The following is a 25,991-nucleotide window of genomic DNA, read 5'->3' on the forward strand; positions in this document are numbered from 1 at the left end:
ATGATCACCCGCTCCATCTACATCGGCAATCCCGCTTATCTCAAGTTGAAAGATGAGCAGATGAAAATACTTTGCCCTGAGACCAAGGTAGAAAAAGGAAGTATTCCTGTCGAAGATTTAGGATTGCTGATGTTGGATCATTTTCAGATTACAATTTCGCATAATCTAATACAGAAGATGATGGGAAACAATGTAGTGATAGTAAGTTGCGACGCACATCATTTGCACCATGGGATTATGTTGCCTTTGTATGGTCATACGGAGCATTCGGATAGGGTGAAAGATCAATTGGAAGCCAGCGAGCCTTTGAAAAAGCAATTGTGGAAACAGACTGTAGAATGTAAGATTGAAAATCAAAAAGAAGTATTGTTGAGGTTAGGCAATTATTACGAACCAATGATTGAATATCAGAGAAATGTAAAATCCGGCGACATTACGAATATGGAAGGCATTGCGGCGCAGCATTATTGGAAATATCTCATCAGTCTTGATTTTCTGAGACAACGGTTTGGAGATTCACCCAATCAGTTTTTTAATTTTGGATACGCTGTCTTAAGAAGCATTGTAGCAAGAGCCATTGTAGAAACAGGATTGTTGCCAGTGCTAGGTATTTTTCATAAAAACAAATACAATCCTTACTGTCTTGCCGATGATTTAATGGAACCTTATCGTCCGTTTGTTGATTTACTCGTTATGCAGTGGCTGAAAATTCATCCGGATACCGAAGAACTGACGAAAGAATTTAAAGCACATATTCTCCAGATTGCAACCAAAGATGTGTGTATTGATGATAAAACAAGACCGTTGCTGGTTGCTGTAAAAATGACCACGTCATCGCTTTACAAATGTTACACGGGAGAAAAACGACAGGTTTCTTATCCTGAATTTTTATAATGAGAAGAAATACATCTAAAAAAATATGAATGCCGAAAGGTTTAATGCCTACCGAATTATGTGGGTTTTAGTTTTATACGATTTACCGACCGAAACCAAAGCCAATATGAAAGCCGCTAATCTTTTCAGAAAAAGACTGCTGGATGATGGTTTTGCATTGTTTCAGTTTTCCATGTATATGAGGCATTGCCCAAGTAGAGAAAATGCAGAAGTTCATATCAAGAGGGTGAAATCCATCCTGCCCAAGGCGGGAAAAGTAGCTATTATGTGCATTACCGATAAACAATTTGGCGATATTGAAATCTTTTTTGCCCGAAACAAAGAAGAACCTCCACCAACTTATCAGCAATTAGAGCTTTTTTAGCATCTGTAATTAAAAGACTCCATCAGTATAGAAAAAGAGCTGCGTTTAAACCAAAACAGAACGATAGAAAGCGGAATTTTAAATGCTGGAAAAACCTCAAAAACCTCCTGTGCTAGGAGGTTTTTCAATTTGAGGTTGCGTCGTGTCACGAAGATAATAATTTTTGAAATCCGCAGGATTCGGCGAAATGGATTGGGAAAGTTATGGCTGAGCCAAAGCAATCACGAAATAAAAAAGGATAAATCTATAGAATTCTAAAATGGAAATTTAAAGCTTTTGAAATTCTGAAAACCCCGTTAAAAACCTCCATATCAGGAGGTTTTTCAGTTTGAGGTTGTGTCGTGTCACGAAGATAATAATTTTTGAAATCCTAAGGATTCGGCGAAAAACGCAGGACAAAGCCAGGCTGAGCCAAAGCAATTCACAAGCCATCAAGAAAGACGACAAAAATAATTTCAGCTGTGATCAATCACGAAGATATCAAGCTCAACCTCGATGAAATTATCAGGATTAATGCCATGAAAGATTATATCATCATTTATACCGTCACCAGAAAACTCATCGTACACCAAACCATGAAATCAATCATGGAGAAAATAAATTTAGAGAATTTCATTAGGGTTCATAACTCGCACATCATCTCGCTGAATCACCTGCAAAGTGTAGGCAAAAACAGCATAGTGGTCGCCAACGAACGAATTCCTGTGAGCGAAAAATACAAAGCTTTTTTAACGGAGTTTATTGATCGTTTTAAGTAAAAGCCGATTTTATTTTTTGATTATGGTGAGGTCTTTTGATCCGAATTTTCTTTCAAGCCAAGCTTTCAACTTTGCTTCATCTATGGATTTTTCGGCTTGGTAAAGGATAATATTTCCTTTCTTAAGGGAATCATTTTTGGAATAATCGGTAACGGTGCCAAATGAAATTGCGTCGATATCTGGAAAAATGATTTTAATTTCTTCGTCCAACGATTTATTTCCGATCTGGTAAGTGTCGATCTCACCCAGTAAATTCTGAATTTGGATGTCTTTATCTGAAACCTGATTGCTGGATTTATTAATTTCCGATAAAATTTCCTTTTTCAAATCGGAATTGTTTGCTTTAATAATCAGTTCCGTGTCGGAAAGTCCATAAGCGTTGAGCTCTTTGTTTAATTTTTTTATTTCTAAACTATCAAATTTTTTCGAAAGAAAAGCCAACTCCATTTGTTTGGGATTGGTTTTATAGTTGATGTTTTTGTAAATCACAGTATAGCCGTTCTTCGTAAATTGATCTTGGATGAATTTTTCAGCATTTTGGATAAATTTTTTTTCTTGTAATAAGCTGTAAGCCAAATAGGAACTCGGAATAATCATCAGTAACATTAATACCGAAATAATCACCCGCACTTTTTTATCAAAACCCGTGTTTTCAGTTTTCACGGCGGGATATTTAAGATATTTAATCACCAAAAAAGTAGAAATCCCGATAAAAAAACAATTAATGCTGTAAAGATAGAGCGCGCCTGCTACAAATTTCATGTTGAAATGGGCAATTCCAAATCCTGCGGTACACAGAGGTGGCATCAGTGCGGTAGCGATAGCCACTCCCGGGATAGGATTTCCTTTTTCAATTCTTGTGATGGAAACCGCACCTACAATACCACCAAAAAATGCGATTAGAACATCGTAAATAGTGGGCGAGGTACGGGATAAAATTTCAGACTGCGCATCTTTGAACGGACTTAGAAAAAAATATAAACTCGATACAATGAGTCCAACCAAGGTAGCAATCAGTAGATTTTTCACGGATCTTTTCAGAAAATTAAAATCATACGTTGCAAGCGCAAAACCGGAACCTACGATAGGCCCCATCAGTGGTGAAATTAGCATCGCCCCAATAATCACCGCGGTAGAATTCATATTAAGACCAATAGAAGCAATTAAAATAGCACAAGCCAAAATCCACAGGTTTGCCCCTCGAAATGAGATATTTGCCACAATATCTTCCCTTACTTTTTCCTTGTCCTCTGCTCCTTTGTTTAAGCTAAACAGGTTATAAAATACACTCATGAATTTATTCTTTGCGACTAAGATAAAAATAACCACGATAAAAACAATGTAATGACAGATAAAACTCGCGGTTATATGCTTTGTTTTCTTTTATAAAGCCCAGCATCCAATTCAATGCTTATTATTTTAAAAGAACGGATTTTGAAGATGAATAATAATGCTACGCAGGAATTGTAGTGCACTTAAAATTGAGTGGCTTAGCAAAAGGGAATTTGCTATATGCAATTTGCCATAAAATTTATGCAGATTATGGATTAGTAGTTAAAAAATATTCACAAACATCATCATCGGCTGGCATCGAAAAGCTCTAAAAAAAAGTTATTTTTTGCTTACAAACAAATGATCAAAGATTAAATTTTAAAAAACCTATATTTGGGTTTTTCAAAAATAACTCATGATTTATTCTTTAAAAGGAAACATTCAGGAACTCAATCCAACCTCCGTAATCATCGACGTACAAGGCGTTGGTTACTATGTGGGTATCAGTCTTCAAACCTCCGAAAAACTTCATTTAGGGCAACCTGCTTTCCTCAATATCCAACAAATTATCCGTGAAGATGCGCATTTGCTCTTCGGTTTTAACACTATTTTGGAAAAAGAAATGTTTAATCTGTTAATAAGTGTTAACGGAGTAGGTCCGGTTTCTGCCATCATAATGCTCTCTTCTTTGAGCCTTGAGGAGATTGCTTCGGCCATCCTTTCGAACAACAGTGCGTTGCTGCAAAAGGTGAAAGGAATTGGTACGAAAACCGCCGAGAGAATCATTGTTGATTTACGGGATAAAGTCCAAAAATTCAAGAACTCTGAGGAAAATATTTCCGCGGCAGTGAATAATAAAGTGAAGGAAGAAGCGTTATCTGCATTAGAGGTTTTGGGAATTGCCAAAAAGATGAGCGAGAAAATTGCAGACCGAGTCCTTAAGCAAAATCCGGAGCTTACCGTAGAAGATTTAGTGAAGCAAATTTTAAAAAATATTTAACATTTGGAGAAGATTAGTTTTTTTTGTCGTCAATTTTTATATTTATTCGTGTTTTGTTGCACATTCGCTACAGTGAATGCGCAGGAAAAACCATCAGACAGCGCTTCGGTGAGGCAAGATTTTTCGCTTCCCAATCCCATGCGGTACGAAGCTTTTTACGATGTAACCAGCGGTATGTATTTTTTGTACCCGAAAGTGGGGAACATGGTAGTGGGCAATCCTGTTTCCATGACTTCTGCGGAGTATCATCAATATATGCTGAGTAATCAGTTGAGTGAATATTACAAAGAAAAATCCTCAACCCACGATTTAGGATCTCGAAAAGATCAAACAGATGCCCTGAAAAAAGGACTTTTACCCAGTGTAAACATTAAAAATAAACTCTTTGAATCACTTTTTGGAGGGAATAAAATTGAAATTATTCCGCAAGGTTTCGCCTCTTTCGACATTGGTGGATTGTACCAAAAAATCGATAATCCGCTGATTTTACCACAAAACAGAACCAGTTTTGCGATTGATATTCAACAGAGAATTCAATTGGGATTATTGGGTAAAGTAGGTGAAAATCTGCAACTTAAAGCCAACTATGATACCCAAAGTGGTTTCGCTTTCGAAAATAGAATGAATTTGGTTTGGCAAGCAAAAGGAACGTGGAAAGACCTGCAAACCAAAGGGTTAAATGATAAAACAACCGGCGGAGAAGATAAAATAATCAAAAAAGTAGAATTTGGTAACGTAAATATGCCGCTTTCTACCAGTTTAATTCGCGGTTCAGAATCGCTTTTTGGTTTAAAAACGGAGTTCCAGTTGGGGAAAACTACCGGAACTTTGGTCTTCTCGCAACAGCAAGGTGAATCCCGAACCATCGTGGCACAAGGCGGTGGCGTGATGAACACCTTCAAACTCAACGCGATTGATTATGAAGACAATCAGCACTACTATCTCGGTCATTACTTCCTGAATTCTTACGACAATGCGTTGCTCAATTATCCGCAAATCAATTCCAGAGTGAGTATTACCAGGATTGAAGCGTGGGTGCTCGATCAGGGTTCCGGGAATCTTCAGGATCAGAAAGGAATCCTCGGAATCCGAGATTTGGGAGAAGGTATTTCCGGCTTTCCGGACAACTCGCATAATAATTTATATCAAGGGATTGCGAACCTTGGCGCGGGAATTCGGGATGTGAATACCGCTTACAACACCATCAACGGACAATCTTTTCCGAACGCCAACGGATCTATTGAAAATTATACCGATGGAGAGCAGTTTATCTTCAATAGAAAAGCCAGAAAACTTACCCAAAGCGAATTTACCTATCATCCTCAGTTGGGATATATTTCCTTAAATCAAAGACTCAACGATAACCAACTTTTGGCGGTGTCGTACACCTACACCTTGAACGGCGACAGAAAGGTGTATAAAGTAGGGGAGTTCTCCGAAGAAAGCCCGGTATTGATTACCAAATTATTGAAATCGAATATCAAAACCACTACCACAACGCCGATGTGGGATTTGATGATGAAGAATATTTATTCATTAACCTCCAATCAAATCAATTCGGAAAACTTTTTATTGAATGTATATTTAAGAGATGCCCAAAACGGAAAGGTGAATTATCTTCCTGGAACGGCGGTTCAAGATACTAACCTCCTTAAATTGTTCAACTGGGATCGTTTGAATATGAACAACGATTTACAGCAAAACGGCGCTACCACGGGAGATGGAATTTTCGATTTCGTTAACGGCATTACCATCGATCCTGAAAATGGGAAAATCATCTTCACCAAAGCGAAACCATTTGGAGCTTATCTTCAAAATGTTTTGGGAAGCAGTGATCCGAAATTTGTATTCAATGATTTGTATGATAAATTCAAAAATGTAGCCTCCGAAAACCGTCTGGCTTTGGCGTACACCTTGGAAGGTCGCTTCAAAGGCTCTCAAGGAACAGGGATTTCTCTTGGCGCAATCAACGTTCCTCAAGGTTCGGTGAAAGTAACGGCCAATGGAGTACAACTTCAGGAAGGTATTGACTTTACCGTAGATTATATGCTAGGTACCGTAAACATCATTAACGAAGCGGTGAAACAATCCGGGCAAGCCATCAATATTTCTCTTGAAAATCAATTGACTTTCAATACCCAAAGAAAAAGATTCCTTGGATTGAATTTGGAAAGGAAATTCAATGAACATTTGACCATCGGAGGAACAGTGGTAAATTATTCTGAAACGCCATTAACCCAGAAAGTAAATTACGGCCAAGAAGCGGTGAACAACACCATGGCTGGTTTCAATATTTTGTATAATAATGAGCTGCCATTCCTCACCAGATTAACCGATAAAATTCCGTTGGTAAATACAGAAGCGCCATCCAATTTGAGTTTTATGGCGGAAGGTGCCTATCTGATTCCGGGACAGAATAAAGGAATTGGCGATCAATCTTATATCGACGATTTCGAGCAAACTACTTCCAAAATTTCTTTGAAAGAACCCGCAATGTGGAGTCTTGCTTCTAAACCTGAACACAATCCGGAACCAGTATTCTCGAATGCTAATTCCAATGATGATTTGTCTCACGGCAATGGAAGAGGTTTGCTGACTTGGTACAATATCGATCCGAGATTCTACGGAATTGGAGGAAAAGCACCAAGCGGAATTAATGCTGAAGCGGTATCCAACCACGCTTCGCGAAGAGTACAAACCCAGGAGCTTTACAATTCCAGAGATTTTGTAGCGGGCGAACAACTCTATACCAATACTTTGGATATTACTTATTTCCCTACAGAAAGAGGTCCTTATAATGTGAATCCGAACAATGAAACCACCCAAGAAAGATGGGCAGGTTTGATGAGACCAGTCACCGTATCCAATTTCGTGAATTCGAATATCGAATATGTGGAGTTTTGGATGATGGATCCTTATGCTGATGGTAAAAATTTAGGAACCAATCCGAAATTATTGTTGCAGTTAGGTAATGTTTCCGAAGATGTGTTGAAAGACGGAAAATTACAGTACGAAAACGGGTTGCCAACTCCAAATGTTCCGGCAAATACCACCACGACCAATTGGGGAACTCAGCCGAACCAATTCCCAATTTTGTATGCTTTTTCTACGGAAAATGAAGAAAGAGCCGCACAAGACTTAGGGTATGACGGCCTTGATGCGCAAGGTGAAAGTGCCAAATTCGGAACTAATTTTATCAATCCGGTGACCAATACGCCCGATCCCGCATCCGATGATTTTGTGTTTTACCTCTCAGATCAGTTCCAAGATCCACAAGCTTCATCACTTCTAGAACGTTACAAATATTTTCGTGGTCCGGAAGCCAATTCCCAAAGCAATTCATTGGAAGTGGCCACCCAAACTCCGGATGCGGAAGATGTAAACAGAGATTACAACCTCGACCAAAGTGAAAACTATAACCAGTACAACATTAGCCTTGATAAAGCAAGCCTTGCGCTTGGTCAGAATTTCATCGTGGATGAAAAAGAGGTGGACGCAAAATTCCAAAACGGACAAACCGGCACCAACAAATGGTATCTTTTCCGTGTTCCGGTTTCTCAGTTTGTTACTGATGCCGGAGATCACGATCCTGCGGTTCTTAACAATGTTCGTTTTGCAAGAATTTTATTAACAGGTTTTGATCAAACTTCAACCCTGCGTTTCGGAACCCTGGATTTGGTACGAAGTGACTGGAGAAAATATACCAAAGATATCGCGACTAACATTAATGATACCGAAGGAGTGAATCCTGTAGATGATTCCGAAACCAACCGAATGGATGTTGGAAGCGTTAATTTAGAAGAAAACGGATTGAACCAGCCGCCGTATGTATTGCCTCCGGGAATCGATCGACAAGTTCTTAGCGGAAACGCCGGTGCGCAGAGACAGAACGAAGCTTCTCTTTACCTGAAAACTTCGCCAATCGCACCGAAAACTTCAAGAGCGGTGTTCAAAAATGTGGCGTTGGATATGCGCAGATACAAGAAATTGGAACTTTTTGTTCATGCTGAAGATGTAAGAGCAGGAGCAATCAGCAATGGTTTGGATCCAAACGCGAAATTCTTTATCCGATTTGGTAGCGACGCCACCGATAACTACTATGAGTACGAAACTTCTTTAACTTATACTCCGAAAAATGCGACTTCACCATTGGAAATCTGGCCTACAGATAACACTGTGAATTTGGAAGTGCAAAACTTCATCGATGCTAAATTGAGAAGAGACGAAAATGGTTCCGTGGTCATCGATCAAAGAACCGAAGATTTCGAATATGGCGCATTGGATCCTAACAAAAAAATCTTCATCAAAGGAAGACCGAGTTTAGGAAACGTAACTACCATTATGTTGGGGGTTAGAAACAAAGATCAAAGCAGCTCGAAAGATTTAGTTCTTTGGGTGAACGAAATCCGTCTTTCTGAAATCGAAAACAAAGGAGGCTACGCCGGAAATGCTAGCGTAAATTTCAACCTCGGAGATTTTGCCACCGTGAATGCGAATGGTTCTTATTCGACCATCGGATTTGGTGGAATTACCCAAAAACCTTCGGAAAGAGCGCAGTCAACGCTTTCTGCTTTCAACGTAAACACCACGGTGAATGTGGATAAATTCCTTCCGGAAAAGGTGGGAATGAAGATTCCGGTGAATTATTCTTACACGCAGACCATCGAGGATCCAAAATACAATCCTTTGGATAATGATGTTACTTTCGAGCAAGCGCCGAACCGCCAAGAGTTGAAGAAAGTAGCAAGAACTTACACCCAACAAAGAAGTATTGGGGTAGTAAATATGCGTAAAGATCGAATGAATCCGGACAAAAAACCGAAATTCTACGATGTGGAAAACCTTTCAGTGACTGCGGTTTATAACGACGATTACTACAGAGATGTTTACACCAAGAAAAACTACCGCCAATATCTAAAAGGGTATATCGACTATAATTATTCGTTCAAACCATGGGTTTTGAGACCTTTCAATAAAATAGTGAGCGATACTGCAAAATCTTATAAATATTTAAGATTCATCAAGGAAATTAATTTCAATATCGTTCCGACGAGATTCTCTTTCAGAACCGAAATCGATAGAAACTACAACGAATTAGAGTTTAGAAATATTGAAGCAATACTCAACGGAAATTCAGGAGACAATTTCGATGTCATCAAAAACCGTAACTTCTATTTCGGTTGGCAATATGGTTTGGGCTTTAACTTTACCAAATCACTGAAGTTGGAAATCAACTCTGCGATGAGAACGTTGAATGATAATTTGAACGTCAACGATATGACCAATAAATCGATTTTCGAAAACCCACTGCGGGCAGGAAGACCGGTTTTATATAACCATCGTGTGCAGCTGAACTACAAATTCCCGTTCCAATATCTTCCTTACCTCGATTTCATCAATGCGGAACTCGGCTACGGATTTACTTATAATTGGAATGCGAGAAGTACCGTGATGACCAGCTTCGTGAATCCGGAAACCAACGTTGCGGAAAGTTTGGGAAGTATCGGACAGAATACCAACAATATCGTGGCGACTTCTACGGTGGACATTCCGAAGTTTTTCAGCAAGTTTAAGTATTTCCAGAAAATCAATACCACGATGCAAAAGCGTAAAAAGGAAGTGGATTCCCTCAACAACGCTTATACCCAATTGTGGCAAAAGCCAAATTCCAAGAAAACTTTCAAAAGTTATCAATTTAAAAACAAGTTGAATCCTTTGCAAAGTATCGCTTATGCGCTAACTTCGATTAAACAACTCGATGTTTCGTATAACGAAAACAATGGAACCGTACTTCCGGGATTGCTTTCTGCACCGAATTGGTACGGATATGGGCAAACTTTGGGCGGACCAACTTATGGATTCCTTTTGGGTTCTCAGGCGGATATTAGAAGAACCGTTATCGAAAACGGTTGGCTTTCGAATTCTACTTATATGAATGATGCTTATACCCAAATGAAGAATCAAAATTTCTTGGCGAATGTTCAGATCATGCCGATCAACGATTTCCGGATCGATTTGAATGTCTTGAGAAATTACAACAGCAATTTTGTGCAAGGAGGTTATAATGTAGATGCGGATTCCAACGGAGCCAACGGATTCCAGTTCTCATTCGGTACCGAAATGATTACGTATTCCAAAACAGCTTGGACTTTCCGCACTGCTTTTGTTGACGGAAAAACCATCTACGATAATATGTATGAAAATGCGAAGCAAATCTATCTTCGTTCCGGCGGATTGTACGATGAAGCGGAATTCGCAAGCGGAAAAGGATTGGGCGATGCGTATGTGTTAATCCCGGCATTCCAAGCGGCGGTTGAAGGAAAAACCATCGATGGAAGACTTTCGGATCCTAAGAAAACCGGCGTTCCGTTGCCGAATTGGAGGGTGACCTATTCCGGATTGAAAAACATTCCGATTATCAATAGCCAATTCTCGAAGTTTGATATTTTGCATTCTTACAGTTCAACTTTCACTTCCACAGGAATTCAATCGAGTGTAGATTATTACAATATGCAAAACAATCAGGATGCGCCGCAAACCGATACTTACGGAAATGCTTTCAACCCGTACACCTTCTCGCAAGTAGGTTATGTGGAAGCTTTTGCTCCGTTGATTGGTGCTGATGTCACGATGAGAAACAACATGCAATTCCGGGCGCAATATAACCGCGACAGAATGTTCATGCTCGGTTTGGTGAATCATACTTTGACCGAAGATGTTGGTAAAGAATACATCATCGGATTTGGGTACATCATCAAGGATTTGAAACTGAAAATGAATTTCAAAGGAAAAGCAAGAACCATCAAAAGTGATCTTAATATTCGTGGTGATTTCTCCCTTAGAGACAGCCAAACCAGAATTACGAATATCTTACAAAATGATTCGCAAGTCACCGGTGGACAGAAGATGATGAGCATTAAACTTTCCGCAGATTATAATATGTCGCAGAATTTCAGTTTAAGATTCTTCTACGATCAATTATTGACCAAATATAAAATTTCTACTGCGTTTCCGCTTTCTACCATTCGTGCGGGACTCACCGCAACCTTTACCTTCGCTGGAAGTGGGGGCGGATTTTAAAGATGATTATCAAACTCAGAATTTCGGTTCTGAGTTTTTTTTTGAGTTAAAGATGCGCTCAACACTTAATTCTTTATCATTTTAAAAAATTAAATCCCTAATTTTGCTTTTTCATTAAAGAGATATGAATCAAGATATTGATAACGACGACGATTTGTTCACCGGAAAAGACCATACTCCGCTCCGATCTGACGCTTTCGAGAAAACACCTCAGGAAAAAATAGAAATCATTCAGCACCATTTTCATCAGATTATGGAAACTTTAGGGATGGATATGAATGATGATTCCCTGAAAGATTCTCCAAAAAGAGTCGCCAAAATGTATGTCAACGAAATTTTCGGCGGACTACTTCCGGAAAACAAACCGGGAATTTCTACGTTTTCCAATAAATATAAATACCGCCAAATGTTGGTGGAAAAAGACATCACCGTTTATTCTTTCTGCGAGCATCATTTCCTGCCAATCATCGGGAAAGCGCATGTGGCCTATATTTCCAATGGCGAAGTGATTGGACTTTCCAAGATCAACCGATTGGTCGATTATTACGCGAAACGTCCGCAAGTTCAGGAAAGATTGACGATGCAGATTGTAGATGCGCTGAAACAAGCATTGGGAACTAAAGATGTTGCCTGTATCATTGATGCGAAACACTTGTGTGTGAATTGTCGCGGCATCAAAGATACCGCAAGCTCAACCATCACCGCAGAATTGAGTGGCATTTTTAGAACAAATCCTATTACCAGACAAGAATTCTTGCATTACGTAGGAAGCCACGCTAAATTCGACTAAGCCACAAGAATTCAATTAAAAAAATAAGAACTAAGATTCTATTTTTTAATTCTTCAATTCTTCAATTTTTTAATCTTTTTAATTTAAAATAATGGAACTCAAATTATACAACTCGCTTTCCGGCGAAAAGGAAATCTTCAAACCCATTCACGAAAAAAATGTCGGGATGTATGTTTGTGGACCTACCGTTTACAGCAATGTACACCTCGGAAACGTGCGAACCTTCATGTCTTTCGATTTTATTTATCGTACGCTCGTGCATTTGGGATATAAAGTTCGGTACGTAAGAAACATTACCGATGCGGGTCACCTCACCGATGATGGAGATGTGGATAATGATCGTTTCGTGAAGCAATCGCGCCTCGAAAAACTAGAGCCAATGGAGATTGTACAGAAATATACCGTCGATTTTCATAAGGTTTTGGATACCTTCAACCTGCTTCCACCGACCATAGAACCTACTGCGACCGGACATATTTTGGAGCAAATAGAACTTACCCAAAAATTACTCAATAAAGGGTTTGCCTATGAAAGCAATGGCTCTGTCTATTTCGATGTCTTGGAATACAACAATAAAGGCCTGAACTACGGGGAACTTTCCCGAAGAAATATAGAAGAACTTTTTGCAAATACCCGCGATCTTGACGGGCAAAATGAAAAGAAAAATCCACAAGATTTTGCCCTTTGGAAAGCAGCTTCTCCGGCTCACATCATGCGTTGGAACTCGCCTTGGGGTGAAGGTTTTCCAGGATGGCATCTTGAGTGTACCGCAATGAGCACCAAGTATTTAGGTGAAAAATTCGATATCCACGGTGGTGGAATGGATTTGAAATTTCCTCACCACGAGTGTGAAGTGGCTCAAGGTAAGGCGTGCAACGGAACTGAGCCTGTAAACTACTGGTTGCATGCGAATATGCTCACCATGAACGGACAAAGAATGAGCAAATCAACTGGAAATTATATTCTCCCAATGGAGCTGGTTTCTGGAAACAACGATTTTTTTGAAAAACCTTTCCACCCAACAATTGTAAGATTCAATTTTTTACAAGCGCATTACCGAAGCGTTCTCGATATTTCGAATGAAGCAATGGTGGCAAGTGAAAAAGGATTTCAGCGTTTGATGGAAGCCATGAAGATTTTAAGCCAAATTTCAGTATCTGCTGATCAGGAATCTTCTTTTAATCTTAATGAATGGAAAGAGAAATGTTATGCGGCTTTAACTGATGATTTCAATTCTCCGATTTTGATTTCACATCTTTTTGAAGCAGTGAATTTTATCTTTAAATTAAAAGATGGAAAAGAGCAGATTTCCACATCGGATTTGGAACTTTTAAAATCGCAAATGGATAGTTTTGTGTATGAAGTTTTAGGGCTTCAGAACATCGAGGAAAACAATAACGAAAAGCTCGACCAAACGCTGCAAGTATTGATCGAACTAAGAAATCAAGCGAGAAAATCGAAGAATTTCGAACTTTCAGACCAGATTCGAGATCGTCTATTGGCAGAAGGAATTGAATTGAAAGATGGTCGAGACGGAACGACGTATTCTTTGAACTAAAATTTAATATCATATTTTTTAAACCTTTTCAGCGATTTGTTGGAAAGGTTTTTTTGTGTCTAATGAATTCGAGTTTGTAAGTATTTGTAAATCAATAAATAAGCTATTGAAATAATTTTCAATTTTAACGATTTTATTGGTTTTAAAAACATAGAAATTTCATAAATTGCAACTCAAATTGAAGCCCTTTTTATGAAACTTTATTTTAATATTAATTTCAGAACGAACCTGGGCGAAAAAATTCAGGTTCTGATCATGGAAGAAGGAAGCCAAGATAAAATTCATCTTTTGCAATATGTAGATAACGGAAACTGGTTTGCTGAGGTCGATTATTTCTCGAAATCCATCTGCTACAAATATCAAATGGTGAATGAATATGGAGATATTCTTCAAGACGAATTTTCGCTTCACCACCTGAATTTTCCGCACCAATATACCGAATTTGCGATTTATGATGCATGGAATTCCAAGAATTTCCCTGAAAATTATTTGAATAATAAAATTCTTAAAAATAAATTAAGTGGTTTCAAAGCGCAGAAAGCTGCAGTATTGAAGAAACACACGCATTTGTTCCGTCTGGAAGCTCCGATTTATCAAAAAAACTGGACAGTAGTTTTGCTCGGAAATTGCGACGCTTTGGGTAACTGGGAATATCCGAATGCGGTTCCAATGCTTCAAACTGATTTCGGAATTTGGGAAGTAGCGGTGGAATTGCCTGCAGATCAGCTCATTCAGTATAAATACGCCCTTCTTGATACCGAAAAAGGAGAGGTTTTCGACATTGAATATGGCGCCAACAGATGGGCGGTTCCAAATCCGGAGAAAAATACATTGCAAATCAAAGCGGATCATTATTTCCGTTTCAAAGGTTTCGAAATGTACCACGCAGCGGGTGTTGCGGTTCCTGTTTTCGCGCTGAGATCGGAAAATGGTTTTGGAGTAGGAGAGTTTTCAGATTTGAAAATGCTTGCCGATTGGGCCAAAGAAACCCAGCTTTCCATTCTGCAGATTCTACCGATTAATGATACAACTGCGAATTATTCATGGACGGATTCTTATCCTTACGCGGCGATTTCTGTTTATGCACTTCATCCGCAATATTTATCGATTTCTCAATTGGAATATTCTTTACCGGGTGATTTAGTTGAAGAATTTAATTCCCAAAAAGATGAACTTAATGCATTAAGTTTTATCGATTATGAACAAATGATTTCCGGAAAATGGAAATTCGTGAAAGCTGTTTTCGAAGCGCATCAGAACGAAATTTTAAAAGACAGAAATTTCAAAAAGTTCATTAAGGATAATGAAGAATGGCTTGTGCCATATTCCGCATTCTGCGTGCTTCGAGATAAATACAATACGCCTAATTTCAATGATTGGAAAACCCATAAAAAATACATTGCCGGGAAAATTGCTCCTTTTTTCTCCTCGAAAAGCAAAGATTTTGAAGCCTCAATGTTACATGCATGGATTCAGTATCAACTTCATTTGCAATTGAAAGAAGCGATTGATTATACGCACGGTTTAGGAATTTCTGTGAAAGGGGATTTGCCAATTGGCATTTACCGTTATTCTGTGGAAGCATGGACCGAGCCAGAACTTTTCGGAATGGATTTTCAAGCCGGTGCACCGCCTGATCAGTTCACCGATTTGGGACAAAACTGGGAATTCCCGACTTACAATTGGGAAGCGATGAAAGAAGATGGTTACCGCTGGTGGAAAAATCGTTTCAAAGCTTTGGAGCAGTATTTCGATGCGATGCGAATCGATCATATTTTAGGATTCTTCAGAATCTGGAGAATGCCGATGAATGCGACACAAGGAATTTTGGGATATTTCTATCCTGCAGTTCCGGTGAGAACTGAAGAGTTTTACCATCGCCATATTCCGTTTGATGAATACAGATATTGCAAGCCTTTTATTAATGATCAAATCCTTTGGGATTTCTTCGGTGACGAGAGAGATGCAATTCAATATCAATTTATGAACAACCATTTCAATGGGACTTATTCATTTAAAGAAGAATTCGATTCCCAAAGAAAACTGGTAGATTATTTCAAAGAAAATCCTCATCCGTGGGCAGAAAATCAACTGATTTCGTTGGCTGCAAATGTGCTCTTCCTGAAAGAAGAAACGGAAAACGGCGAAACCGTGTATCACCCGAGATTCAATATTGATAAAACTTCTTCTTTCCAATATTTAGCAGATTGGGAACAACGTGCAATTTATGATTTGTATGTCGATTATTTCTTCAAACGACAGGATGGACTTTGGTATCAAAAAGCGATGGAGAAACTCCCGATGATTCTCAACGCAACGGATATGCTAATTTGTGGAGAAGATTTAGGATTGGTGCCGGATTCAGTACCGGTGGTGATGGATCAACTCGCAATCATCGCATTGAAAGTTCAACGAATGCCATCAGATGATATCCCATGGTACAATCCGAAAGATGCAGGCTATATGAACGTGGTCACGGCAAGTTCGCACGATAGTTCTACGCTTCGCCAATGGTGGCACGAGGATAGAAATCTAACTCAGCAATATTATAATCAGCAATTGGGACAACAGGGAGGAGCGCCGGAGCAGCTGGAGCCTCACCTCGCTGAAATAATTATGAAACAGCATTTGTATAACGATGCGATGCTTGCGATTTTCCCGATTCAGGAGTTTTTCGCCACTGATAATGAGTTGGCAAATCCAAATATTGATGAAGAAAGAATCAACAATCCGGCGGTATTCCCGCATTATTGGAGATATCGAATGCATTTGAACCTGGAAAGTTTGATGACGAAGGAAGATTTCAACCGCAAAATAGCCGGTTGGGTAACCGATTCGAACAGAGCGTGATGATTTTTGAAATTTTTTATGAAATTAATGAATGTTTTATTTAAAAATTATTAAAAAAAGAAGCTGATTGAATAAAATTTATATTCACTGATAATCAGTGATTTATAATGTTTTCAAAGGAAGTTGAAACAGCGGTTTTAACTTCCTTTTTGTTTTATAATCAAAGAAATAGAAATCTTATGTACGGCCTTTGTAGAAAGGGTTTCGAGAGATTGATGATTTAAAAATTGGCACGTTTTTCTAATGTTCTTCATCGAACATTTAAAATAAGTTTAAATAAAATGAAAAAAATACTTTTTGGACTTTCGGTGTTTTTTGCAACATTGATCTCCGCACAAAATTATCCGGATTATTATCCGACCAATAGTAATGATGGTTACTATGGTGATTATGATGATGAATACTATTTCCCAGATGATTATTACTACCAATATCCATCGGATTATTATACCAATGCTTTATACCAAAGTTATTATAATGATTATCAGAGAAGTATTTATGATGTAAATTGGAACCGATTTTTTTCTACTTACCGGCTTTCACCATGGCAGATGCAGCAAATAATGATGTTGAATGATCGTTTTGCAAATTACTCCGCATGGAGCTCCTACTACCGTTATAATCCAGATCGATGGTATTACGACAGATTTTATGAATTGGAAAGAATTTTAGGCCCAAGAGTTTTCGTGATTTTCCAGAATAATTATTACAATGGTTTCAATCCTGTAAATTATTGGCAAAACTATAGAAGAGAACATTATGTGAATTATGTTTATATCGTTCCGAATTACCGACATATCAATATCAACCGATATAAAGTAGATCGAGTAGTATATCATCAAAATAATCCGAGGAGCAATTTCGGTTTTAAAGATTCGCCAAGAACTGGTAACGGTAACTGGAATTCGACTCCAAGAAATAACAATAATGTGAGAAACGAAGGTTCTCTGCAAAATAACAATAGAAATGATGGGTTGCGTGAAGGAAGATCTCTTGGAAATACACCAAGAACGCAAAACAACGGTAACAAAAATGGAATGAGAACCGATTCTAACAGCCAATCTAATTCAGGTGGTTTTAGAAACAATGGCTCGGAACTGAGAAATACCACGCCAGAAAGAAAAGTAGAAAGCAATAATAAAGGTTTCAGAAACCAAACTCCGGCTACCCCGACGCCGAGTAATTCTACCAGAATATCAGGCATGAGGTTTACCTCTCGATAATTTTAGTTTTTTAGTGTTAGTAATGAAAGGAGTGGCTTCGAAAGAAGTCGCTCTTTTCTTTTTTTGGTACGATAATGGAAAGTATTAAAGTGTCAACTTAAAAAAATAAGAAAATGAAAAAGTTAATCACCATACTAAGTTTAGGAATGTTTTCCTTAGGGTTTTCGCAATCAGTGTATTACAACGATTATCAAAGAAGTATCACGGATGTCAATTGGCAAACTGTAGCAGCTAATTTATTATTGAGCAACCAACAAAAAGCGCAGTTATTCGAACTCAATAATCAATAGCCCGATTATAATTCATGGAATAGGGCTTATGCCGATAACCCAGATCAGTGGAGAACTGATAGATACAATTCGATCCAAAGAATTATGGGAACCGAGAAATATACTCAGTTTAAAAACAAATACTACAAAGGTCAAAACCCGGTAGCTGTTTATAATCGAAATAAAAACAATTATAAAAGCATGCAGTCTAAAAAATACAAATCCATTCAGGCCGAGAAAAATACACAAAATGCCAAATCGATGTCTGAATATAATAGAAGAAAAGAGATTGGAGACGGAAGCCACCTTCATGTAAAAGGAAATATCGGAAACAATAAAAAATAAATTTCAAAAAGGAGTTCAGCCAATGAGCTCCTTCTTTATTTTACATTTTTGTTAATTTTAAATTATTGCAAGATCTAGAGAATCAATAAGTTGTATTTTTGATGGGATGAAAATTTTATACGCACTCCAAGGAACCGGAAATGGCCATGTAAGCCGCGCCAGAGAAATTCTTCCCTATCTGAAACAATACGGAGAAGTTGATATCCTTATCAGTGGAACACAAGCCGAAGTGGGACTTCAGTACGAAATTAAGTATCAGTTCAACGGATTTGGATTTGTTTTTGGCAGCAAAGGAGGTGTCGATTTCGGCGAAACTTGGAATCGTTTTCATATGAAACAATTTTATAATGATGTTAAAAATCTTCCGGTCCATCAGTATGATTTGGTGATCAATGATTTCGAGCCGGTTTGTGCATGGAGTTGCAAATTGCGAGGAAAAGCATCCGTGGCGATGAGTCATCAATCGGCTTATCTTTCTCCTAAAACACCACAGCTTCAAGGTTTTCATTGGGGGAAATTGATTATGAATCATTACGCTCCGGCGAAAAATCATGTAGCTTTTCATTTCGAAAAATATGATGATTTCATCAATACGCCGGTGATCCGCAGCGAAATTCGTCAACAAGTTACCCAAAACAAAGGGCATTACACGGTTTATCTTCCTGCATATTCCGATGAATTTATTTTGGAGCAGATCAGGAAAATTCCTCACATTCAATGGCATATTTTTTCGAAACATTCATCCCAACATTATCAAAAATTCAATGCTGAGGTTTTTCCGATTGATAATGCGCTTTTTCAGCAATCATTGGCAACGTGTGAAGGCTTCCTCACCGGTGGCGGTTTCGAAGGTCCTGCTGAAGCGCTTTTTATGAAGAAAAAAGTATTGGCAGTTCCGATGCATCATCAGTATGAACAGCAGTGCAATGCTTTATCCTTAGAAAAAATGGGAGTTCCTGTAATTTGGAAGGAAGCCGATTTTTCAAAAAAACTGAAAGATTGGGTGAATCTTGAACAAATAATTATGGTAGATTTTCCCGATGAAACCGAGGAAGTTGTAAGAAAAATGATCAAAAAATATCGTTGATTTTTTTTTAACAAAAGTTTATGATGGTAAAAATTTAACATGTATCTCTTATTGGTATCAAAAAACCAAATAACAACATTTAAATATTTACACATGAAAAAGATTGTTTTAAGCGCAGCATTTGCTGTCTTAGGAACCTTCGCAATGGCTCAACAATCGCCTCAAATGCCAAAAAAAGATCCTGCCCAAATGGAGCAGAAGAGAGCAGAGAAATTGCAAAAAATGAAGGATGAACTCAACCTTTCGGATGCGCAAGTAGCACAGATAATATCTTTGCAGGACAAAAAAATAGCTGAAAGAAAAGAAAATGCTCCTAAAATCCAAGCTGAAAGAAAGGCAAAAATGGAGGTGATGAAAGCTAAAAAAGAGCAGTGCAACGCAGAAATGAAACAAATTTTGACTCCTGAACAATACCAAAAATGGCAAACCAAGCAAAAAGAAAGAATGCAGAATATGCATGAAAAACACATGAAGAAAATGCCTGCAAAGGCCGATTCATAATTTTAGTTTTTTTTAAAGAGAGCGGAGAATTTATTTTTCCGTTTTTTTTTGTGCACTCTCTCGGAATTATCTATATTTGATAAAAAGAGAAATTAAATTATGATAAGTACAAAAATAGGGGAGTTGATCAACCAACAAATTACCAAAGAACAATATGCAGCACAATATTATCTTTCGATGTCGGCTTGGTTTTCTGCTCGGGATCTGGATGGTATTGCTAATTATTTCCGAGTTCAGAGTAAAGAAGAACTCATGCACGCAGATAAAATGTTTGATTATCTAAACGATGTAGGCGGAGAAATCGTGATAGGAGAAATTCCACAACCACCTCATGAATTCGCAAGTGCAACCGATGTTTTCGAAAAAGCATTGGAACACGAAAAAATTGTGACCAAAAGTATTTTCAATATCCTAAAAAACGCTAATGAAGAAGGCGATTTTGCAACCGTTTCGTTTTTGCAGTGGTTTGTAAATGAGCAGGTTGAAGAAGAAGCGAGCGCATCGCAACTGGTAACCAAAATCAAAATGGTTTCTGACAATCCTTCCGCGTTATACCTTTTCGATCAAGAACTGGCGCAACGGGTTTTCACTCCGGATCCTGCGAATTAATTTTAAGAAAGAATCATAAATCCTGCAACAATCCTTTAGTTGCAGGATTTTTTTATACATATATCAGTTCGGTTTTCAGAACTTTTTTCCCCAGTTTTTCCAGTACAGTTTGGTATTCGTCGATTTGGATTTGGTGTTTTTCCAGTTGGTCACCGGTTTTAAAATCGATAATTACATAACCATTTCCTGTATCGATCAGCCGGTCTGGCCGGTAAATCTTCGAATCGCCATTATCGGAAATCATGATGTCTTTTTCATTGATAACAACCTGGTTTTCGGCAAAATAGGCAGCGTATTTTTCATTCTTGATGATTCCTAAAATTCTTTTGCTAATTTCAATTTTTTCCTCAGTTGTGATAATTCCGTCTAAAAGATAAGCTTGCAGAGTTTTTTCAACATCTTTTTCTGAATTGATCTGGGCTAAAATTTCGTGTGTGAAAATTCCGATTCTCACTTTTTCCATTCGGTTTTGGTAATTTTTCGATGGAGTCGCGATTTTCACAGCTGCTGGATTAGCTTTTTTTTCGGATTTGAAAACAATCGGTTTGGTAAGCAAGTTATTTTTCTCTTCTTTTTTTTGTTTTTTTAAATTTTCCTCGGAAACATCGTACCAATCGAAGCTAGAGATTTCTGCGCCGGATTCATCTCTCGGAATTCTAGCTTTAATAAAATCATAAATTTCCAAATGATTCGCGGATTTATTAGGCTTTTCAATATAAAAGAACAGTTGCTCCACCGCGCGCGTCGTGGCTACATATTGCAAACAGAAGCGGTCAATTTTATTTTGGTAAATATTTTCCTGATTAAATTTGGCCAAATCTTCATCATAGACTTCAAGTTCTTTGCTGAAAGAATCGATGTTCACCGCTGAAAGTCCGTTTTCGGAATCGATGTGGAGCCAGTTCGTGAATTTCCCGTCTTTATTATCGTTTTCCATCGGAAGCATCACCACTGGAAACTCCAAACCTTTGGCTTTGTGAATCGTCATCAGTCGTATTGCATCCAAGTTTTCCGATGCTTGAATGGTGGTTTTCTGCGCTTCATCTTCCCAATATTTTAGGAAATCTTTCAAGGTAGAACCTGCGTTTTGAGAATAGGCGTAGAGCATTTCCAAATAATTGAAAAGGAAGTCCGTTTCCTTCTGCTGTACAGAAAATTCCTGCAGAAAATGTTCCACGAAATTATAAAGATTGAGTTGCAGCAAACCTTCGCTACTGAGCTGTAGATCGTATTTTTCAGCGAGAAACGTCTGTATTTCCGGCTTGTTTTTTAATGAGATTATTTCCATGACTTCCGAACTGAAATCGTTCATTTCAATTCTGCCTAAAACTTTTAAGTAATAAAGCATTTTCACAGGAAATTGTAGATTCTTAGGATCTTCTTCCCATTTCAGAAACTCTGTTAAAGCCAGTAAAGTTGAGGAAAGATTCAGCGTTAATCCCGATTCTGAAATGGTTTTGATGTAATCTTCTTTGCCTTCGTAATTTATTTTTAAGTTACCGAGCATTTGAGAAAAATTGAAGATATCGAAATTTCCGCGGCAGAGAATGGTGATGTCGGAAAGTCGGAAACCGTTGTCCAGACAGCTTTGGATATCTTTTTGCATTTTCTCGGAAACTTCTTCATAAAAGACTTTTTTAGTTGCGTTTTCAATCAAATTGATTCGAACCCGACCTTCAAGTTTCGATTTTGAAATTTGATGAGAACCAATTCCGAAGATATTTCGGTGCGATTCCTTGGTAAATTCGGAAAGATATAAATAAAGTTGATTGTTGAAATCCACAATGTTTTTGGCACTTCGCCAATTATATTCCAGATTTTCGAGCTGGGCTTTCACCAAAGAATTTTCTTCTTGATTAATGATGTCGAGCATCAGTTGCGAATCGCCGCCACGAAAACGATAAATGCTTTGTTTGGGATCACCAACCAGCGTAAAACTCATTTCGTCCGAAGAAACTGCGTGATCTCTCAATGGAACAAAATTCTGCCACTGAAGTGAGGAGGTATCCTGAAATTCATCAAAAAAATAATGCGAAAACTGGGTTCCTACTTTTTCATAAATGAATGATGAAGGCTCTTCGCGAAGGTTTTCATGAATTAAAATGTTGAATTTGGAAAGCAAAACCAAATCGTTTTCTTCTTCAATAATCGCGAGTTGATCCTGAATGTCTTTATTTACTTTCAAAGGGAGAAGTGCGCGCAGGATTTTTTGCTGTTTTTGTATTTTAATATAATTTTGAATGATTTTTTTACGACTTTCCAATAAAAAATCTAGAATTTCGAAGATTTCTGCCTCGCGGTCTTTTGATTTACCGGATGCACCTTTCAATATTTTATTCACGCGGTTTTCTTCTTGCTCGATGGTTTCGTAAATCAGCGGAATTTTCTTGTCCAAAAACTTTTTGAAAAATCCACCAATTCCATTCGCTCCATCAGCAAAATCACCTATTTCGAGGTTTTTCTCTTTCAACAATTCTAAAACAGATTCCGCAATATTAATAGAATCTTCGCCTAATGATTTGATGCTTTCACGAAGATTTTTCTTAGATTTTTCATAAACTTCCCAATTGAAATCTTTGTTGTCATTCAATTTGAAATAATGTTTGTCTTGAACATATTCTTTGGCAGAATCGTACAAACTTTTGTTCAAATTTACTCTTTCATCATTATCTAAATTATAATTTACAAAATCCAGGAACGCCTCTGAAATGGTATTTTCGCTACCGATATCTTCTAGCATTTTGTCCACGGCTTCCATTAAAAAAGGTTCTGGATTGATTTCTAGGTTGAAATTTTGCGCCAATCCTAATTCATAAGAAAAGCTCCTTACCAAACGCGAATTAAACTTGTCGATCGTTCCGATATTCAGCGTAGAGTAGTTGTGAAGCACATAATCTAGGATTTTTTTTGATCTTTCATGAAGGTCTTTCAAAGGAATTCGATGGCCCTGATCTTCTAATTTCTTTTGAATATTTTGTAAATCACCATTGGTTTCGTAGGAATCCGACGAAAATTTTTTCAACCATTCGATGATGCGATGTTTCATCTCGTTGGCGGCTTTATTGGTAAAAGTAAGCGCAAGGATATGTCTTATTTTATCCGATTGTGACGGGTGTTTCAGGCAGATTGCCAAAAGATTTAGAACCAAAGCGTAGGTTTTTCCCGAGCCGGCAGAGGCGTTGATAACGGTGTAGTTTTTTTGCATTGTTCGATTAAATTGAGTTTAAAAATAAAGAAAAAATTTGTCATTTAGAAAAAAAATATTACTTTTGCAGTCCAAAATGAGATGTAAATTATGTTAATAATCCCAGTAAAAGATGGCGAAGCTATCGACAGAGCGTTAAAAAAATACAAAAGAAAATTTGATAAAACAGGAGTTGTAAGAGCTTTAAGAAGCAGACAGCAATTCATTAAACCTTCTGTAACATCAAGACAAGCTAAATTGAAAGCTGCTCACAAGCAAAGAAACTTGAGCAGAGACGAGCAGGCTTAATCAATATTTTCTTTAGAAAATACTTCAATCACTTTTCAAATAACTATATTTGAAAAGTGATTTTTTGTTTTATGCCATCATGATAGAAAGATTTCTCGAATATATCTCCGTAGAAAAGCGCTATTCTCCTCATACTTCCATAAGTTATCGGAAAGATTTGGAAGATTTTGCATTATTTCTCCTGGAAACCGAGGCGCATCAGGAATTCTCAAAGGTTGATAAAAAGGTGGTGCGAAATTTCATGGTGGATCTTACCGAAAAAAAACTTTCTAAAAGATCTATTAACCGAAAACTTTCAACTCTTAGGAGTTTTTATCTTTTTCTTTTAAAAATTGGTGAAATAGAAGTTTCGCCGCTTGAGAACATATTTTCTTTGAAATTCTATGTGGAGAAGCAAATTCCGTTTTCCCAAGAGGAAATGAGCAACCATCAGCTTGCGGAATTTCAACCGAAGAAAAAAAGCTTATTGAAAGAAGTGATTATTGATACACTTTATCAAACAGGTATCAGAAAAGCAGAACTTATGAATCTGCTCATGGAAGACGTAGATTTCAGCAATTTGGAAATTAAGGTAATAGGTAAAGGAAATAAAGCGCGGATCATTCCAATTTCTTCTGGTCTTGCGCAGAAAATGCAGGATTATTTGAAAGATCGTAAACCCCTGAAAGACCACGATTCGTATTTCTTCATCAATGCAAAAGGAAAAAAACTGAATGATAAATTTGTCTATTCAACAGTTAATTCCTACCTTAGTCTTGTAACTTCGAAGAAGAAAAAGAGCCCTCATATTTTGAGACATAGTTTTGCAACACATGTCTTGGAGCATGGGGCTGAAATTTCTAAAGTGAAGAAAATCATGGGGCACTCGTCGCTTGCATCAACGCAGGTGTACACAAGCTCTAATATAGAACAACTAAAAAAAGTTTTTAACAATGCTCATCCAAGAGCTAAAAAAAATGTAGAGTTATGAAAATTTCAGTACAGTCAATCGGATTGACACCACACGCACCACTTGAAGAATATATTGAAAAAAAGTTAAGCAAGCTGGAGACTTATTATGATAAAATTGTAGAATGTAAAGTATATCTGAAAGTGGAGAACAAGTCGGATAAAGAAAACAAAACTGCCGAGATTATTTTGGCTGTTCCGGGTGATGATATCGTGGTAAAGAAGACAACTTCAAGTTTTGAAGAAAGTTTAGATCTTTGTGCTGAGGTTGCTAAGAAGCTGTTAATCAAGAAAAAAGAACTCGCTTAAAAAAAAATGTGATTTTTTTTCTAAAATAATTTGTAGAATTCAAAAAAACTCCCTTATATTTGCACTCGCAAAAAGAGATAAGCGTTCTTTTGAAATCTATTTGCCTCCATAGCTCAGTTGGCTAGAGCAGCTGATTTGTAATCAGCAGGTCGTGGGTTCGAGTCCCTCTGGAGGCTCATTTTTGTAAATTAAGATATTGGGGAGATTCCAGAGTGGCCAAATGGATCAGACTGTAACTCTGCTGTCTTACGACTTCGCAGGTTCGAATCCTGCTCTCCCCACTTTTTTTACAAAAAATTTGCAGGTTCAAAAAAAAGTTTTAAATTTGCACACCGTTTGCCAACAAACACAAAAATGCGGAAGTAGCTCAGTTGGTAGAGCGTCAGCCTTCCAAGCTGAATGTCGCGAGTTCGACCCTCGTCTTCCGCTCAAAGAAAATCACAACCAACAAAGGATTGTGATTTTTTTTTAAAGTTTTGCCGACTTAGCTCAGGGGTAGAGCGCTTCCTTGGTAAGGAAGAGGTCGTGAGTTCAAATCTCATAGTTGGCTCTGTAGAAAATCCCTCGATTTTGGTTGAGGGATTTTTTTTTGAAACAATGTAATGGAACTGCAAAATTGACGTCATTGTTTGTACAAAAAG

The 25,991-nt window shown here is 37.8% G+C and carries 19 protein-coding genes and 4 tRNA genes; 21 read left to right on the top strand and 2 right to left on the bottom strand.

Going from position 1 to position 25,991, the window contains the following annotated elements; all coding sequences use genetic code 11:
- The 3 genes from cas1 (at position 1) to AP75_RS06545 (ending at position 2,016) form a co-directional block, all read left to right on the top strand.
- The gene (cas1, locus tag AP75_RS06535) at positions 1–894 is read left to right on the top strand and encodes a type II CRISPR-associated endonuclease Cas1 (protein ID WP_031502886.1); all 894 of its coding nucleotides are present in this window, start codon (positions 1–3) and stop codon (positions 892–894) included.
- A gap of 25 nt (positions 895–919) precedes the next feature.
- Entirely contained in the window at positions 920–1,258 is a 339-nt protein-coding gene (gene cas2 / locus AP75_RS06540; protein WP_031502888.1) for a CRISPR-associated endonuclease Cas2, read from the top strand.
- 461 nt (positions 1,259–1,719) lie between these two features.
- Positions 1,720–2,016, top strand: coding sequence for a LytR/AlgR family response regulator transcription factor (locus tag AP75_RS06545; protein WP_031501551.1), 297 nt, complete (start codon positions 1,720–1,722; stop codon positions 2,014–2,016).
- 9 nt (positions 2,017–2,025) lie between these two features.
- On the opposite strand, the gene AP75_RS06550 is transcribed toward AP75_RS06545, so the two are convergent.
- Positions 2,026–3,309 (bottom strand): DUF389 domain-containing protein, encoded by a 1,284-nt coding sequence (locus AP75_RS06550; RefSeq protein WP_088263931.1) that lies wholly within the window; start codon positions 3,307–3,309, stop codon positions 2,026–2,028.
- A 394-nt stretch (positions 3,310–3,703) separates the two neighbouring features.
- Between AP75_RS06550 and ruvA the strand changes: the two genes are divergently transcribed.
- From ruvA to AP75_RS06600, 11 genes are all read left to right on the top strand, one after another.
- Complete coding sequence (gene ruvA / locus AP75_RS06555; protein WP_031501552.1) at positions 3,704–4,288, top strand: Holliday junction branch migration protein RuvA; 585 nt, start codon at positions 3,704–3,706, stop codon at positions 4,286–4,288.
- Positions 4,289–4,291: 3 nt separating this feature from the next.
- Entirely contained in the window at positions 4,292–11,368 is a 7,077-nt protein-coding gene (sov, locus tag AP75_RS06560; protein WP_449404350.1) for a T9SS outer membrane translocon Sov/SprA, read from the top strand.
- A 124-nt stretch (positions 11,369–11,492) separates the two neighbouring features.
- Entirely contained in the window at positions 11,493–12,158 is a 666-nt protein-coding gene (gene folE, locus AP75_RS06565) for a GTP cyclohydrolase I FolE (RefSeq protein ID WP_031501553.1), read from the top strand.
- Between the two features lie 91 nt (positions 12,159–12,249).
- Positions 12,250–13,716, top strand: coding sequence for a cysteine--tRNA ligase (gene cysS / locus AP75_RS06570; protein ID WP_031501554.1), 1,467 nt, complete (start codon positions 12,250–12,252; stop codon positions 13,714–13,716).
- 192 nt (positions 13,717–13,908) lie between these two features.
- Positions 13,909–16,566 carry a 4-alpha-glucanotransferase gene (locus tag AP75_RS06575; RefSeq protein WP_088263933.1) on the top strand — a complete coding sequence of 886 codons (2,658 nt, stop codon included), beginning with the start codon at positions 13,909–13,911 and terminating at the stop codon, positions 16,564–16,566.
- A gap of 281 nt (positions 16,567–16,847) precedes the next feature.
- A complete protein-coding gene (locus AP75_RS06580) occupies positions 16,848–17,789 on the top strand; it encodes a hypothetical protein (RefSeq protein WP_143755829.1) in 942 nt (313 codons plus the stop codon).
- Between the two features lie 113 nt (positions 17,790–17,902).
- The gene (locus AP75_RS14250) at positions 17,903–18,079 is read left to right on the top strand and encodes a hypothetical protein (protein ID WP_158212069.1); all 177 of its coding nucleotides are present in this window, start codon (positions 17,903–17,905) and stop codon (positions 18,077–18,079) included.
- Between the two features lie 84 nt (positions 18,080–18,163).
- The gene (locus AP75_RS06585; protein WP_088263935.1) at positions 18,164–18,403 is read left to right on the top strand and encodes a hypothetical protein; all 240 of its coding nucleotides are present in this window, start codon (positions 18,164–18,166) and stop codon (positions 18,401–18,403) included.
- 106 nt (positions 18,404–18,509) lie between these two features.
- Positions 18,510–19,490, top strand: a complete 981-nt coding sequence (locus AP75_RS06590; protein WP_031501559.1) for a glycosyltransferase family protein — start codon at positions 18,510–18,512, stop codon at positions 19,488–19,490.
- Between the two features lie 93 nt (positions 19,491–19,583).
- On the top strand, positions 19,584–19,991 hold the full coding sequence (locus AP75_RS06595; RefSeq protein WP_143755831.1) for a hypothetical protein: 408 nt from the start codon (positions 19,584–19,586) through the stop codon (positions 19,989–19,991).
- Positions 19,992–20,090: 99 nt separating this feature from the next.
- Complete coding sequence (locus tag AP75_RS06600; RefSeq protein WP_031501561.1) at positions 20,091–20,600, top strand: ferritin; 510 nt, start codon at positions 20,091–20,093, stop codon at positions 20,598–20,600.
- Positions 20,601–20,652: 52 nt separating this feature from the next.
- Here AP75_RS06600 and AP75_RS06605 read toward each other — a convergent pair whose 3' ends face one another.
- The gene (locus tag AP75_RS06605) at positions 20,653–23,805 is read right to left on the bottom strand and encodes a UvrD-helicase domain-containing protein (RefSeq protein WP_088263939.1); all 3,153 of its coding nucleotides are present in this window, start codon (positions 23,803–23,805) and stop codon (positions 20,653–20,655) included.
- Between the two features lie 90 nt (positions 23,806–23,895).
- Between AP75_RS06605 and rpsU the strand changes: the two genes are divergently transcribed.
- From rpsU to AP75_RS06640, 7 genes are all read left to right on the top strand, one after another.
- Complete coding sequence (rpsU, locus tag AP75_RS06610; RefSeq protein ID WP_031501370.1) at positions 23,896–24,093, top strand: 30S ribosomal protein S21; 198 nt, start codon at positions 23,896–23,898, stop codon at positions 24,091–24,093.
- A gap of 79 nt (positions 24,094–24,172) precedes the next feature.
- Complete coding sequence (locus tag AP75_RS06615) at positions 24,173–25,063, top strand: tyrosine-type recombinase/integrase (protein ID WP_088264028.1); 891 nt, start codon at positions 24,173–24,175, stop codon at positions 25,061–25,063.
- On the top strand, positions 25,060–25,350 hold the full coding sequence (locus tag AP75_RS06620; RefSeq protein WP_088263941.1) for an HPF/RaiA family ribosome-associated protein: 291 nt from the start codon (positions 25,060–25,062) through the stop codon (positions 25,348–25,350). Before AP75_RS06615 ends, AP75_RS06620 begins: the two co-directional genes overlap by 4 nt.
- 102 nt (positions 25,351–25,452) lie before the next feature.
- Positions 25,453–25,526 (top strand) — tRNA-Thr (locus AP75_RS06625).
- A 22-nt stretch (positions 25,527–25,548) separates the two neighbouring features.
- Positions 25,549–25,631 (top strand) — tRNA-Tyr (locus AP75_RS06630).
- Positions 25,632–25,706: 75 nt separating this feature from the next.
- Positions 25,707–25,779: transfer RNA gene (locus AP75_RS06635), tRNA-Gly, on the top strand.
- A gap of 49 nt (positions 25,780–25,828) precedes the next feature.
- Positions 25,829–25,900, top strand: a tRNA-Thr gene (locus AP75_RS06640).
- Positions 25,901–25,991 lie beyond the last annotated feature (91 nt).

The organism is Kaistella haifensis DSM 19056 (assembly GCF_000735695.2).
GTDB classification, from domain to species: Bacteria; Bacteroidota; Bacteroidia; order Flavobacteriales; family Weeksellaceae; genus Kaistella; species Kaistella haifensis.